The organism is Nocardioides dilutus (genome assembly GCF_054779555.1).
Genome location: NZ_BAAGYA010000001.1, coordinates 706477 through 720805 on the forward strand (window position 1 = coordinate 706477; position 14329 = coordinate 720805).

General features: G+C 73.2%; 10 protein-coding genes, 1 tRNA gene and 1 other RNA gene. 3 read left to right on the forward strand and 9 right to left on the reverse strand.

What is annotated here, in order from left to right; all coding sequences use genetic code 11:
* Nucleotides 1-5: 5 nt before the first annotated feature.
* The 3 genes from ACYVC6_RS03470 to ffs form a co-directional block, all read right to left on the reverse strand.
* The gene (locus ACYVC6_RS03470; RefSeq protein WP_460710997.1) at nucleotides 6-407 is read right to left on the reverse strand and encodes a YbaB/EbfC family nucleoid-associated protein; all 402 of its coding nucleotides are present in this window, start codon (nucleotides 405-407) and stop codon (nucleotides 6-8) included.
* A 10-nt stretch (nucleotides 408-417) separates the two neighbouring features.
* Entirely contained in the window at nucleotides 418-2418 is a 2001-nt protein-coding gene (locus tag ACYVC6_RS03475) for a DNA polymerase III subunit gamma and tau (RefSeq protein ID WP_460710999.1), read from the reverse strand.
* 66 nt (nucleotides 2419-2484) lie between these two features.
* An RNA gene (ffs, locus tag ACYVC6_RS03480) (signal recognition particle sRNA small type) lies at nucleotides 2485-2574 on the reverse strand.
* A gap of 56 nt (nucleotides 2575-2630) precedes the next feature.
* Between ffs and ACYVC6_RS03485 the strand changes: the two genes are divergently transcribed.
* Nucleotides 2631-2719: transfer RNA gene (locus ACYVC6_RS03485), tRNA-Ser, on the forward strand.
* A 158-nt stretch (nucleotides 2720-2877) separates the two neighbouring features.
* Nucleotides 2878-3684, forward strand: coding sequence for a methyltransferase domain-containing protein (locus tag ACYVC6_RS03490; protein WP_460711001.1), 807 nt, complete (start codon nucleotides 2878-2880; stop codon nucleotides 3682-3684).
* A 28-nt stretch (nucleotides 3685-3712) separates the two neighbouring features.
* Here ACYVC6_RS03490 and ACYVC6_RS03495 read toward each other — a convergent pair whose 3' ends face one another.
* The 6 genes from ACYVC6_RS03495 to ACYVC6_RS03520 form a co-directional block, all read right to left on the reverse strand.
* Nucleotides 3713-4987: a S8 family peptidase gene (locus ACYVC6_RS03495; RefSeq protein WP_460711003.1), complete on the reverse strand. Its 1275-nt coding sequence runs from the start codon at nucleotides 4985-4987 to the stop codon at nucleotides 3713-3715.
* On the reverse strand, nucleotides 4984-6438 hold the full coding sequence (locus ACYVC6_RS03500) for a type VII secretion protein EccB (RefSeq protein ID WP_460711005.1): 1455 nt from the start codon (nucleotides 6436-6438) through the stop codon (nucleotides 4984-4986). The genes ACYVC6_RS03495 and ACYVC6_RS03500 overlap by 4 nt, the downstream gene beginning before the upstream one ends.
* Before the next feature lie 12 nt (nucleotides 6439-6450).
* Nucleotides 6451-7821, reverse strand: a complete 1371-nt coding sequence (gene eccD, locus ACYVC6_RS03505) for a type VII secretion integral membrane protein EccD (protein WP_460711007.1) — start codon at nucleotides 7819-7821, stop codon at nucleotides 6451-6453.
* Between the two features lie 112 nt (nucleotides 7822-7933).
* Entirely contained in the window at nucleotides 7934-8233 is a 300-nt protein-coding gene (locus ACYVC6_RS03510) for a WXG100 family type VII secretion target (protein ID WP_460711009.1), read from the reverse strand.
* Nucleotides 8234-8278: 45 nt separating this feature from the next.
* On the reverse strand, nucleotides 8279-8617 hold the full coding sequence (locus tag ACYVC6_RS03515) for a WXG100 family type VII secretion target (RefSeq protein WP_460711011.1): 339 nt from the start codon (nucleotides 8615-8617) through the stop codon (nucleotides 8279-8281).
* 94 nt (nucleotides 8618-8711) lie between these two features.
* On the reverse strand, nucleotides 8712-10100 hold the full coding sequence (locus tag ACYVC6_RS03520) for a hypothetical protein (RefSeq protein ID WP_460711013.1): 1389 nt from the start codon (nucleotides 10098-10100) through the stop codon (nucleotides 8712-8714).
* 109 nt (nucleotides 10101-10209) lie between these two features.
* Between ACYVC6_RS03520 and eccCa the strand changes: the two genes are divergently transcribed.
* Nucleotides 10210-14262 (forward strand): type VII secretion protein EccCa, encoded by a 4053-nt coding sequence (gene eccCa / locus ACYVC6_RS03525; protein WP_460711016.1) that lies wholly within the window; start codon nucleotides 10210-10212, stop codon nucleotides 14260-14262.
* Nucleotides 14263-14329 lie beyond the last annotated feature (67 nt).

Genomic DNA, 14329 nt, shown 5'->3' on the forward strand with positions numbered 1-14329 from the left:
CGGACCTACTGAAACCCGATCTGGCCCGGCGGTGGCTCCGCCGCGCCGCCCGCTCCACCACCTAGGCCGCCCAGTCCGCCGGCCAGCGGGCCGAGGGCCTCGGAGGCCATCGCGTCGGCCTGGGCCTTCGCGTCGCGGTAGGCCGCGACGATCATGTCGCCGAGGTCGGAGAGGTCGTCGGGGTCCGCGCCGTCGAACTGCCCGGCCTTGATGGCCACCTTGACCACCTCGCCCACGCCGTTGACGGTCACGGTGACCGCGCCGCCGGCGACGGTGCCGTCGGCCGTGGCGTCCGCGAGCCGCTCCTGCGCCGAGGCGAGCTGCTCCTGCATCTGCTGGGCCTGCTGGAGCAGGGCGTTCATGTCGAAGCCACCGGCGCCGAGCGCCTCGAAGGGGTTGTTGGTCATGGCTGTGCCTTCATTGATGGGGGATCTCCTCGATCATCTGGGCCCCGAGCTCGCGGGCCAGCAGGTCTTCGGAACCGAGCGTGGCCTCGTCGATGACGAGGTCGTCCCGGTCGGCATCGGCGTCCGCCGCTCGGAGGTCGTCGGACTTGGGCACCTCCGCGCCGGCGGCACGGGTGTCTTGGATCGCGTCCCGGGCGGCGTTGCGGGCCGCTGAGCTGGCGGGCGGCCGCTGGGGAGCGGGGTCGGGTTCCGGCGCCGGGTCGGGCTCGGGCTGCACGGCCCCGCGCACGGTGACCGGGGCGTCTGCGACGGCACCGGGCTGGGCACCCGGGTCGACGATCGTGTCGATCTGCCAGTCGGCTCCGACGACGTCGATGGCGGCCTCGCGGACCACGTCGGGACAGCCGCTGCTGACGAAGCTGTCGCGGGCGCCGGCGTTGGTGAAGCCGAGCGTGAGGGTCGTGCCGTCGAGGCCGACCACCTGGCAGTTCTGGCTGAGGTGGATCCAGGCCATCCGCCGCCGGACCTTCGTCGCCTCGACGATGTCGGGCCAGAGACGGCGTACGTCGACCAGGCTGAGCGAGCCCGACGGGGCGGGGGCCTCGGCCGCGGGCGGTGCCTCGGCGACCGGCGTGGGCGCGGGTGCCGGAGGGGGCGGCGCGGTGTCCTCGGGCCGGGGGTCGGCGGTCGGCGGCATCGTCGGAGACACCGCCACCTCCTCGGTGGCGGACGGCTCGGCGTCGGTCTGCACCGGGTTGCCGAGGGCGGGCTGGGCCGCCGGGCGGTCCTGGGCGGGCAGCGGAGCCGGGGCGGGCGGGGCGGGCGCGGCGGGCGGTGGGCCGCTGATGTCCAGGCGGCGTTCCAGCCGGTCGAGCCGGGCACCGAGGCCCATCGTCGTGTGGTCGGCGCCGGGCAGCAGCACCCGCGCGCAGATGAGCTCGAGGAGCAGCCGGGGCGCGGTGGCCCCGCGCATCTCGGTGAGCCCGGTCGCCAGGATGTCGGCGGCCCGGCTCAGGTCGGTGCTGCCGAACCGGGCGGCCTGGGCCACCAGGCGCTCGCCCTGGTCCTCGGAGACGTCGATGAGGCCGGTCGCGGTGGCCTCGGGGACGGCGTCGACGATCACCAGGTCACGCAGCCGGCGGAGCAGGTCCTCGGTGAACCTCCGCGGGTCCTGCCCGGTCTCGATGACCTTGTCGACGACCCCGAAGACCGCGGCGCCGTCGGCAGCCGCGAACGCGTCGATCACCTCGTCCAGCAGCGTGTCCGGTGTGTAGCCGAGCAGGTCGGCCGCGAGGTCGTGAGTGACCCCGGCCTCGCCGGCACCGCCCATCAGCTGGTCGAGCACCGAGAGCGTGTCGCGGGCCGAGCCGGCCCCGGCGCGGACCACGAGCGGCAGGGCGGCCTGCTCGATCTGGACGCCCTCCTGCTGGCAGAGGTCGGTCAGGTAGGACGACAGCAGGCGGGGCGGGATGAGCCGGAACGGGTAGTGGTGGGTGCGCGAGCGGATCGTCGGGATGACCTTCTCGGGCTCGGTGGTGGCGAAGATGAAGCGGAGGTGCTCCGGCGGCTCCTCGACCAGCTTGAGCAGGGCGTTGAAGCCCTGGGTGGAGACCATGTGGGCCTCGTCGATGATGTAGACCTTGTATTTGCTGCGGACCGGCGCGAAGAACGCCTTCTCCCGCAGGTCACGGGCGTCATCGACACCACCGTGGGAGGCGGCGTCGATCTCGATCACGTCGATCGAGCCGCGGCCGCCGCGGCCGAGGTCGACGCAGCTCTCACACTCACCACACGGGTCGGCGACCGGGGCCTTCTCGCAGTTGAGCGCCCGCGCCAGGATCCGGGCGCTCGTGGTCTTGCCGCACCCGCGTGGCCCCGAGAACAGATAGGCGTGGTTGACCCGGTTGTTGGCCAGGGCGGCGCGCAGGGGCTCGGTGACATGCTCCTGCCCGATGACCTCGGCGAAGGTCTCGGGCCGGTAGCGGCGGTAGAGCGCGAGCGGGGCGTCCATGTCCCGGCAACCCTAGTTGTCGGTGCCGACACGGCACAGGGGCGTCCCGGCGCAGTCCCAGCAAGAAGAGGCCCCCCGCGCACCCGGCAGAGCTCACTGACCCTTGCTGTCTTCCGACCCTGGGGGATTGGGCGAGGTGCCGCCACGCGGGGGGTTGCGGCCAACTCTAGGCGATTGGGACGAGCGCTCGGGTGGCCGGTAACCTCCTCCGCGGAGGATTCGCCTAGTGGCCTATGGCGCTCGCTTGGAAAGCGGGTTGGGTTAACAGCCCTCAGGGGTTCGAATCCCCTATCCTCCGCCAGTTCCGTTCCGCTTCGGTGACGCAAAGACTTGCCGGCCACGCACCAGCCTGCGTCGATGCCCGACGACGTCACAACTGCGTAAGCAACTGACGGGTTGTGGAGGCGGGGCCGCCGTGCTGCCATCGTCTGGAGTGGCGCAGGGCGGAAGGACGTGCCGATGGCAGACGTGTGGGCGCGGGTCGCCGAGCTCGACGAGGCGACTCAGGGGAGTCTCGCCGAGGTTCTCGAGACCCGGGGTGCCGATGAGCAGCAGCGCTCGATGCGCGCCGAGTTCCTGGCAGACATCCCCTTCCCGCCTGATGCCCGGGTGCTGGAGGTCGGCTGCGGGACGGGAGTGTTGACCCGAGTGCTGGCACGACGCGAGGGCGTGGCAAGTGTCATCGGCACCGATCTGGCGCCCTCGCTCGTCGCCCGTGCTTCAGATGCGGCTGGTGACCTCGAGCACCTCTCCTTCCGGGTGGCCGACGCCAGGGACCTGCCGTTCGAGGACCAGTCGTTCGACGTGGTCGTGATGGACTCCGTGCTCGTTCACGTGCCGGGCCCCGAGCGCGCCGTGGCCGAGGTGTCCCGGGTCCTCCGGCCGACGGGTGTCTGCGCCGCGTTCGAGGGCGACTACGCGACAACCACCGTCGCGCTGAGCGACGACGATCCGCTGCAGCGGTGTGCGGACGCGATGATGGCCAGCTCGGTGACCGATCGCTGGCTCGTGAGGCGGCTCCCAGCAATGTTGAGCGATCACGGGTTCGAGATCGAGTCGTTCCGAAGCCATGGGTTCGTGGACATCGCTGGGGACGGCTACATGACCTCGGTGATCGATCGAGGGGTCGCCTTGATGCTGGCTGCGGAGGACATCGGTGAGGAGCTGGGCGCAGCGCTGCGCGCCGAGGCACGTCGGCGAGCGGCGGCGGGATCGTTCTTCGGGCACATCGCCTATGCCAGCGTCGTTGCCCGCAAGCCGCAGTGAACGACCTCAGGACCCGACCGGCGATCGGTCAGCGCGTACGCCGCCGCGCGAGCACCGGCCGCAGCACCAGCGCGAGCAGCAAGGCACCGCCGCCGAGCAGCCCCCACCAGACCGCTTCTCGCCGGGCCGAGGCGAGGACGTCCGGCTCGGGCTGGGGGGCCGCGTAGACCTGGGTGTCGGGCTCCGGTGAGGTCTGCTGGGCGATTCCCTGCTCGTCCATGGCCAGCGGGCGGGTGAGTGTGTCGTAAACCTGGACGTCGCCGGCGCCGGCGAGCCAGTCGGGGATGTCCGGGCGCCCGTCCGCGGTGAGCAGCAGCCGGTTGACCGCCATCGCCGGCGTGTCTTCGGGGAAGTGCGCGAACAACAGGGCCAGCACGCCGCTCACCTCGGCGGCGGCCCAGGAGGTGGCCGGGGTGCTCAGCAGGCAGGTGCCCCCGTTGACGGTGTAGGACACTGCGCCGGCGGTCGGGGCGGCGAGGTCGGTGGCGGAGTTCTCGAGGACGAACTCGTGCGGGTCGGCGCCGCCGGTGCCGGCCATCGAGGCGTTGACGCCGAGGACCAGGTCGTACGCCGCGGGGTGCACGACGTCACGCGCGTTCTCGCCGGGCCGGAACTCGGCGAACTGCTCCTCGGGCACGAGGGCGGCGCCGCTGTCGCCGGGGTCGTTGCGAGGCCGGTTGCCGGTCGGGGCCACCGTCACCACTCCGGCGTCCCAGAGCTGCTGGACCCGCTCGGCCAGTGCCTCGTCGGGCGCGACGTTGAGGGAGATGTTGACGACCCGGACGTTCATGCCGGCCGCGCGCCGGGCGAGCACGACATCGAGGGCGCGCACCACGTTGGTCGTGAGGATCGGGGTGCCGTTGTCGCCGGTGGGGTCGTCGTAGACCTGCAGGTCGAGGATCTCTGCGTCCGGCGCGATCCCCACCGCACCGCCGGCCTCCTCGCTGCGGCCGGCTCCGGCGACCAGGCCGGCCACCGCGGACCCGTGGTAGTGGTCCGGCTGCAGGCCGGGCACAACGACGGGGCGTTCGGCCACCTCGACGCCGGGGGAGGCCCCGACGCCGGAGTCGACCACTGCGACGACCACGCCCTCGCCGAGTCCCTCACCGCGGCGGCTGAGCCACTCGTGGGCACGGTCGACGTCCAGCTCGGCGAGGGCTGCGCTCTCCCGGCCGGTCGAGAACGTGTCCTCGAGGGTCCCCTGCTCGCACTCCGCGTCCTCGACGGCGTGCGCAGCCGAGGTCGTCACGACCAGGCCGCCAGCCACGAGCGCTGCGGCCAGGAAGGCGCGGGGGCGGATCAACCGGTGAGCTCCCGGCACTCGCGGTCAGCAGCGGCCTCCGGGGACGGTGGGCACAGGGCCTCGGCGGTCGACAGGTCGACGCCCGTGCCGAACAGCTCGACCCAGCTGTCGGGCACCAGCGGCACCGGGACCTGGTCGTAGCCCAGCTTCTCCACCGTCTGCGCGTCGAGCAGCGAGTAGGCCGTGCCGCGCGGGTCGACGACGTAGGACCGCAGACCGCTGGTGTCGTCCCAGTCGCCCGACTGCACGTAGGCGCCGCGGCCGTCCTCGATGGAGTAGTCGATCAGGAGCGGGTCGTCGAGGCCCGCGGCCGACAGCTCGTCGCCGGGGTTGTGCACCAGCTCGACGCCGGGAACGCCGTCGGGGTCGGTGACCAGCAGCGCGCACGGGTTGCCGGTCAGCTGCTCGAGCGGCTCGTCGGGCCAGCTCGCCTCCAGGTAGGTGCGGGTCTCCTCGCTGAGCAGCGGCGGCTCCCCCTCGAGCAGCCGCGGGAGCCGGCCGGGCCGGCCCGGCTCCGAGGCCGGGACGGGGCTGTAGCGGTAGACCTGCAGCGCGAACGCGGACAGCCGCATCGGCCCGGTCTCGGTGAGGACGAGCCCCTCGTCGCCGTCCACCCAGTAGTCACCCACCTCCGCCCCGGGCGGGTAGGGGGCCGGGTCGAGCGGTGGCTTGCCGGCCCCGGTGATCTGGAACGACGCCCAGGTGAGCTCGCCGCCGGCCGGGAACAGCTGCAGCCAGTCCTCGGGCACCTCCACCGCCTCGGCGCGCTCGCGCAGCCCGAGCTCGTTGAGCATCGCGTCCACGGAGTCGGTCCCGGTGCCGGCGGCCGGCAGCGGGTAGAGCATCGCCCGCTGGACGTCCGCGAGGTCACCGGCCCGGGCGACGACGTAGTCGCGGCCCTGGTTGGTCACGACCAGGCCGCCCCGGTCGACGGCGTCGACGTCGGGTGCCGTCCGGAGCCCGAGCATGATCCCGCGCCCGTCGCCCGTGCACGCCGTCCAGCCGTTCTCGATGAAGCGGTCCGGGCGGGGCAGAGTCTGCGGTGCCCCGAAGATCCCGATCGTCTCGCCCGGCGTCTGCTGCTCGATGACGTCCTGCTCGACGTAGGTGGGCTCGACGTCGGCGCCGAGGATGAGCTGGGCCGAGGTGATGTTGAGGATGGGGATCAGCTCGGGGTCGTCCTCGTCCTCGAGGATGACGTAGGGCGCCGCCTCCTCGCGGCTCACGACCAGGCCGACCTTGTTCCAGTCCTCCTCGGTCTTCGACGCGAGCACCGAGGCGATGGCGGCCGCGGCGACCAGGAGCACGGCCAGCGCGAGCCCGCCGACGATCGTGCGGCCCGGACGCGCGGGCTCCACCTCGCGGCCCCCGGGAGCGCCGGAGAGGAACGCGGTCACCAGGCGGCGCCGGCTGAACGCGTGGGCCTCGACGAGGTCCTTCTTGGTGGCCATCGGCAACTGGGCCTAGGACCGGATGGAGGAGTAGACGCCGGTCGCCAGCACCAGCAGCGGCAGCAGCCCCAGCAGGCAGGCGGTCTCGGCGAGGTCCCCGAGCCGGCCCCGGCGCAACGAGGGGACGCCGGGGAGCAGCGTGACGGCGAGCAGCACGGCGCCCGTGGCCGCGAGTGCGACGGCCGCGGTCGGCCGCCAGTCGGGGTGCAGCCACAGCAGGGAGACGGCGACGGACGCCAGGCCGAGGATGCCCGAGGCCAGCCCGACCAGGACCTCGGTGCCGGTGCGGTACTGCCTGGTCCGCAGCATCACGACCAGGCACGCGTCGACGGCCAGGAGCGTCCCGGAGAGCCCGAGGCTGACCGCGAGCGGGGCGACCAGGACCAGCAGGATCCCCACCGTGGCCGAGGTGGCGACCAGGATCTGGTGGGCGATCCGGGCGTCGGTGCCGACCCGGGCCGGGTCGATCTCGCCGGGGTCGGCGGTGATGTCGGCCTGGGTGAAGAGCTGGTCGACGTTGGTCCCGGTGACGCCGAGCGCGAGCCAGGGGAAGACGCTGCCGGCCAGCACCACCAGGACCAGGGTGGTGGTCAGCAGCACCGCGGCGTCGACGTCGAGACCGCGCAGGACGAGCCCGGCGGCCAGGGCGGTCGCGCCGACCACGGCAGGGGGGATCGTGAGCACGCGGCCCTCACCCAGCCCGACCACGCACACGAGGCCCGCGACGAGGGCGCCCGCGCCGGCGGACCCGAGGGCCGCGCCGAAGAAGGGCTGGTCGTCGCGAAGCGCGAGCATGAGCGGGCCGAGGGCGGCGTAGCCGGCCCCCATCCAGGCGACGGCGACCGCGGCCTCCGGCTCACCCTGGGCGCGGGAGAGGACGACGGCGCCCGCGACGAGGACCACCGCGACCACGCCGGCGGCGATGCCGGCGAGCAGCGAGTCGTGCTGGATGAACAGAGCCACACCACCGAGAGCCATCAGCAGCCCGGCCGCGCTCAACGCCGTACGCCGCCCGGAGGCCGGCGACCACGGCTCGAGGTCGCGCTCGACGACGTCGGTCATCGCCTCGACGATGTCGTCGTAGATCCGTGGTGGCGGCTGGTCGACGCCCGCCGTCACGGTGAGGAGGCCGCCGTCCTCGACGCCCTGGACGATCAGGCCGCTCTCACCGGAGAGCTCGCGTCCCGAGGCCGTGACCACCCGGTAGCCGCCGTGGACGGTGGCGGCGTTGAGCAGGCCGACGCTGCGAGCCAGCTCGGGCACCAGCTCGGCGACGGGCACCGAGCCGGGGAGGACCAGGTCGACGCGACGGGCTCCGGACGACACCGAGACGCGCACCAGACCGGACGCGCCGACCGACGGGCCCAATGGCGTCTGCGTCATCGTGCCTCCCGAGTGGTGTCCGAGTCCGCCTCGGGATGCTAACGCTAGAAGCGCCGCGCCGGGACGCGGGAAGGGACCGGCGCACCTGCGCCGGCCCCTTCACCCCGAGCTGTCAGTACGTGAAGGACTGCGCACCGCGCTGGTCCGCCGAGATGTAGTCCGCGTTGGACTGGGTGACGCTGGTGCTGGTCTGGCCGAGCACGGTCAGCATCTCGTAGATCGCGGTGTTCCAGCGCTGCTTGGAGATGCCGTACTGGTCCTTGGCCCGACCGGTCCAGTCGCTCTGCAGCGGACGCAGCTCGTCCTCGAGCTGGTTCATCCGCGCGTCGATGTCGCGCACCGCGTTGGAGAGGTCCTGGGCCGCCTGGTCGAGCGCCGCGTGGTCCACGAGGAGTCCGTCGAATCCTGCCATGGTCTGTCTCCTGCTCTTGAGTGTCTGAGGCTTGGTTGAGGTGGATCAGAGGGACGTGGGGACGCCGTCGAGGCGGCCGAGGTTGTTGGTGGAGACCTGGGCCTGCGTGTCGTCGGTGGAGGTGAAGTCGCGGTCGGTGACGACCAGGGACTGCTCGAAGTCGTTGAGCGCGCGGGTGATCGTGGCCTGCTTCTCCTGCCAGGCCCGCTGGAGGTTCTGGAAGGCCAGACCGCCCGAGCCCTGCCAGCGGGCGGCCATGCCGGCGATCTGGTCGTTGAGGGCGGCGGCCCGCCGGTCGAAGTCGACCTTGGCGGTGGCCACCATGGCGGCGGCGCGGGTGAGAGCCTGGTCAGCGGCGCTGGTCTGGTGGGGTGAGGAGCTCATCTGCCGTTCCTTTCTCTGCGGCGGCACGAGCCACCCGAGTGAACCGAAGCCGGCTGGTCGCCGGACAACCCGGACCTACCCCTGGCCACTGCTGCTAAACCCGGAACTTGATTTCCCACAGGGTCCGGAACAGTCCGGACGCGACGACCAGGGCGGCGATCGCGCCGGCCCCGGCGAGACCCTCGGCCACCTCGGCGCGGCGCGACCACCAGGCCGAGCGCCAGCCGCGGCCGTTGGCCACCGAGACCACGACGAGCAACGCCGCCAGGACGATCGCGGTCACCGCCAGCGTGAAGCGGCGCTCGTCGCCCATCAGGCCGAGCAGCACGGCGAGCAGGGCCGCCCAGCAGGTGAGGCCGGCCGCGCGCAGCATCGCTCGCGCCCCGCGGTGGCGATAGCTGCGCGCGGTCAGCAGCAGCGCCGCACCGGCCAGACCCACCAGCACCCGCGCGCCGACCCGGTCGACCGGGAGGCTGGCGGTCACCAGCAGCAGCGGTGCGGAGATCGCCGCGACGGCCCAGATGGCGCAGGCCGCGGCGGTCACGGTGCGGGAGGCACGGGCCGCCACGACCGCGACGTCCTCGGGCCGGACGACCGTGCGACCCCGGCGACCACGCGGCCGGTCCCGCGCCGACCAGGCGGTGACGGCGAGCCGCTCGATGTCGATGAGGAACTGGTCCGGTACGTCGACGGCCAGACCCGGCACGAACCGCGCCGCGAGCATCGCCAGGACCAGCAGCGCGCCCCACACCACCTCGGGGGCGACACCCACCAGCACGCCAGCGCCCGTCAGCACGAAGAGCGCGACGCCGGCGACGACCCAGACCCGCAGCACCTCCTCGGACCGGCGGTCGAGCGCCCTTGCGAAGCCGGCCGTCACCGCAGCGACCAGGGCCGAGACACCGACGATCGCCGGCAGCTTCTCCGGCTCGGGTGACCACATGGTCGCGAACGCCGCCGCGGCCCCGAACGCCGGCGCGGCCGCCACCCGGTGTGGGCCGTGGACCCCGACCGGGAGGACGCCGAGCACGGCGGTGCCGGCCAGCAGGAGCACCGCCACGTCGTGCTCGCGGCCCTCGGTGTGAGCAGCGAACCAGCCGGCCAGGGCGGCCGCCCCGACGGCGACGGTGCACCAGGTGAGGGAGAACCGGCCGGGCACGTCGGTCCGCCACCAGCGGCCGCGATCCGGGTCGTGCTCCCCAGGCGCGCGCCCGGCACGCGGGTGGCCGGCGGCGACCAGCACCGCCCCGCTGGGCAGGCCGGCCTCCGCCAACGACGCCTCGGGCGCGAGCCCGCGCCCGTCGCGGGTGTGGAGGGCGGGGACGAACGTCAGCCGGCACTGGGCGGCGTACTCCCGTGCGACGTCGTCGGCCGAGGCGCCGGTGGGCACCAGCAGGTCGACGACCCCGCCCTGACCGTGGACGGTGATCGCGAGCGTGCCCGAGACGGCGACGGAGCGTCGCCTCCCGACGGCGTCGACCACGGTGCCTCCCGAGAAGGGGTGGAGAGCGGTGTTGACGCACGATAGTCCGCGCCGGGGGTACGTCATTACCCTGTCAACGCACAGCCGGCTCGGGAGGCAGGAGGCGCCAGTGACGGTCACGTCCGACGCGGTGACACAGGTCTCGGCGGCGCAGACAGCGCCGACCACCTTGCGCGGAGGGCGCCTCGACGAGCCCGAGCTGCCGGTCGGCCGGCTCGAGCTGCAGCCGCCGCCGCGGATCGAGCAGGCCGAGGGCGCCAGTGGCGTGCTGATGAACGCCATCCCCATGCTCGGCAGCCTCGGCTCCATCGTGCTGGTGGCGACGATGGCCGGCACCAACACCGGCGGACGTCACTACATCGCCGCCGGCATGTTCCTGTTCGCGACGCTCGGCTTCATCGTCGTCCAGCTCGACCGGCAGCGGAAGCAGCGCGTGCAGCAGGTGACCGGCACGCGGACCGAGTACCTCCGCTATCTCGGCAACGTCCGCCAGGTGGCCCGCGAGGCGGCCGACCAGCAGCGCAAGGCGCTGACCTGGCACCATCCCGACCCGGCCGCGCTGCCCGCGCTGGCCGAGGAGGGCTCGCGGCTGTGGGAGCACGGCAGCGCCGACCCGAGCTTCCTGCACGTCCGCTACGGCCTGTGCCACCAGCCCCTCGCCCTGGAGCTGGTGCCGCCAGAGAGCGCACCCGTGGACCAGGTCGACCCGGCTGCCGCCTCGGCGCTGCACCGGCTCCTGGTCGTCCACCGGCTCCAGCCCGACCTGCCCGCCTCGGTCGACCTGCGGGCCTTCGACCGGATCGAGGTCTGCGGGCCGGAGGAGCCCGCCCGCGCGCTCGCCCGCGCGATGATCTGCTCGGCGGCCGCGTTCCAGTCGCCGGAGCAGCTCGTCGTCGCTGTCCTCGCCGCCGACCAGCATCTCGCTCACTGGGACTGGCTCAAGTGGCTGCCACACGGGCAGAGCACCCGGCGCTCCGACGCCGTCGGCCCGATGCGCATGGTCTCGACCTCGCTGGACGAGCTCGCCACCCTGCTGCCGGCCGACCTGGGCGAGCGCCCCCGCTTCGGCGCCGACGAGCGCCCCGCTGCCCCGCACATCCTCCTGGTTCTGGACGGCGTGGAGCTGCCTCCGGGCAACCACGTCGTCCCCAACGACGGCGTCCACGGCGTGACCGTCCTCGACCTGCCCGTGCGGTGGGACGAGCTCCAGGACTCCACCCGGCTCCGGCTGCAGCTCGAGGGCGAGCCGCTCGCCGACGGCCGATACGGCGTACGCGCGCTTCGGCTCCGCGAGGAGACCGTGCGGGCCAAGGTCGACCAGTGCCCGCTGCCGCTGGCAGAGGCGTTCGCGCGCCGGCTCACGCCCCTGCGCGCGGTCGCCGCCGGTGGGCCGCTCGAGAGCACACCGGAGGCTCTGGGCGACGTCGACTTCATGGAGCTGCTGGGGCTGGGCGACGTCCACGGTTTCGACGCCGACGAGGCCTGGAGGTCACGACCCTCGCGCGACCGGCTGCGCGTCCCGATCGGCACCTCCGACGCCGGTGCCGTGGTCAACCTCGACATCAAGGAGTCCGCCCAGCAGGGCATGGGCCCGCACGGCCTGGTCATCGGGGCGACGGGCTCCGGCAAGTCGGAGTTCCTGCGCACCCTGGTCCTCGGCCTGGCGATGACGCACTCGCCCGAGCAGCTCAACCTGGTGCTGGTCGACTTCAAGGGCGGCGCCACGTTCGCGGGCATGTCGGGTCTCCCTCATGTCTCGGCGGTGATCACCAACCTGGCCCAGGAGCTCACGCTGGTCGACCGGATGCAGGACGCGCTGTCCGGTGAGATGGTGCGGCGCCAGGAGCTGCTCCGCGAGGCCGGCAACTTCGCCTCGGTCCGCGACTACGAGAAGGCCCGGGTGGCCGGTGTGGTCGACGGGCGGGAGCTCGAGCCGCTGCCGTCGCTGTTCATCGTGGTCGACGAGTTCTCCGAGATGCTCTCGGCCAAGCCGGAGTTCATCGACCTCTTCGTCGCCATCGGCCGGCTGGGCCGGTCGCTGGGCCTTCACCTGCTTCTCGCCTCCCAGCGGCTCGAGGAGGGACGGCTGCGCGGGCTGGAGTCGCACCTGTCCTACCGGGTCGGCCTGCGCACCTTCAGCGCGCAGGAGTCCCGCACCGTGCTCGGCGTCCCTGATGCCTACGAGCTCCCCGCGGTGCCGGGGCTGGGCTACCTGAAGCCGGACCCGACGACGCTGGTGCGCTTCAAGGCGGCGTACGTCTCCGGGCCACCGACGGGCCGGGTGCGGGTACGCCGCGACGAGGGCGGCAAGCTGCAGGGCATCCTCCCCTTCACGATCTCGGAGGTGCTCAAGCTCGAAGTCGAGGTGGCCGAGGACGAGCCGTCCCCGCCGCCGGTCGATCCCGGCGAGCAGGACTCCCTGCTCGACATCGCGGTCGCGAGGATGGTCGGCAAGGGCCCGGCCGCCCACCAGGTGTGGCTCCCGCCGCTCGATGCGCCCGACACCCTCGACCGGCTCATGCCCGACCTCGCCGTGGACCCGCGGCTCGGACTGGTATCGCAGGAGTGGCGACGCCTGGGCGCGCTCACCGTGCCGCTGGGCACCGTCGACAGGCCGCGCGAGCAGCGGCGCGACACCCTCAGCGTCGACCTGTCCGGGTCGGCCGGCCACGTCGCGGTCGTGGGTGGTCCGCGCAGCGGCAAGAGCACGCTGCTGCGCTCGGTCGTCACGAGCATGGCCCTGACCTCCACACCGCAGGAGACGCAGTTCTACGTGCTCGACTTCGGGGGCGGGACGTTCGCGCCCCTGGCCGGGCTCCCGCACGTCTCCGGCGTCGCGACCAGGTCGGAGCGGGACGTCGTCAGCCGGATCGTGGCTGAGGTGCAGGGCATCGTCGACCGGCGCGAGGCCTACTTCCGGCGGATGGGCATCGACTCCATCGAGACCTACCGGCTGCGCCGGGCGCGGGCCGAGGACCAGGGCCGCGCCGATGACGGCTACGGCGACGTGTTCCTGGTGATCGACGGCTGGGGCACCCTGAGGTCGGACTTCGACGACCTCGAGATCGCCATCCAGCAGCTGTCCACGCGTGGGCTCACCTTCGGCCTGCACATCGTGGCGGCGGCCTCGCGCTGGTCGGACTTCCGGGCCGCGATGCGCGACATGTTCGGCACCCGGCTGGAGCTGCGGCTCGGCGACCCGGTCGACTCCGAGATCGACCGGCGGATAGCCGCTCAGGTGCCCGCCGGCCGGCCGGGCCGGGGCCTGGTGGGCAGCAAGCTGCACTTCCTGGGCGCCCTGCCGCGGATCGACGGCGTCGCGGACGCGGGGGGCCTCGGCGACGGCGTCGACGACCTGGTCGCGAGGGTGCGGGCGGCGTGGACCGGGCCGGCCGGGCCCAAGCTGCGGCTGTTGCCGGCGCGCGTCGACCTGGCCGAGGTCCGCGAGCAGGCCGGACCGCCAGCCGACCGGTTCGTCGTCGGCATCGACGAGAAGGACCTCGCCCCCGTCATGCTTGACCCGGCCCACGAGCCGCACCTCCTCGTGCTGGGCGACAGCGGCTCCGGCAAGAGCGGGATCCTGCGCACGCTGGCGCAGGAGATCATGCGCACGCGAACCCCGGCGCAGGCCCAGATCCTGCTGGTCGACTACCGTCGCGCTCTGCTTGGCGAGGTGCCCGAGGACTACCTCCTCAACTACGTCACGTCCGCCGCCCAGGCCACCCCGGCCTTGCGCGAGATCGCGACCTACCTCGAGGGCCGCATCCCTGGACCGACCGTCACGCCCGAGCAGCTGCGCGAGCGGTCCTGGTGGTCCGGTGCCGAGCTGTTCGTCCTCGTCGACGACTACGACCTGGTCGCCACCCAGCAGAGCTCACCCGTCGCGGCTCTGCAGCCGCTGCTGGCGCAGGCCCGCGACGTCGGCCTGCACCTCGTCGTGGCGCGCCGGTCCGGTGGCGCGTCCCGCGCGCTCTACGAGCCGGTCATGCAGTCGCTGCGGGACCTGGCGATGCCCGGCCTGATGCTGTCGGGCAACCCCGACGAGGGCCCGCTGCTCGGCAACCAGCGACCCAGCCTCGCCCCTCCCGGCCGCGGCCGGCTCGTCACCCGGGACCGGGGCGTCGAGGTCGTCCAGATGGCCTGGTCCGAGCCGACGGTCTGATCTCCGGCCGCTCCCCAAGGAGCCTCGATAGTCCACAACCTGTGTATATGTTGTGGAGTAAGCGGAA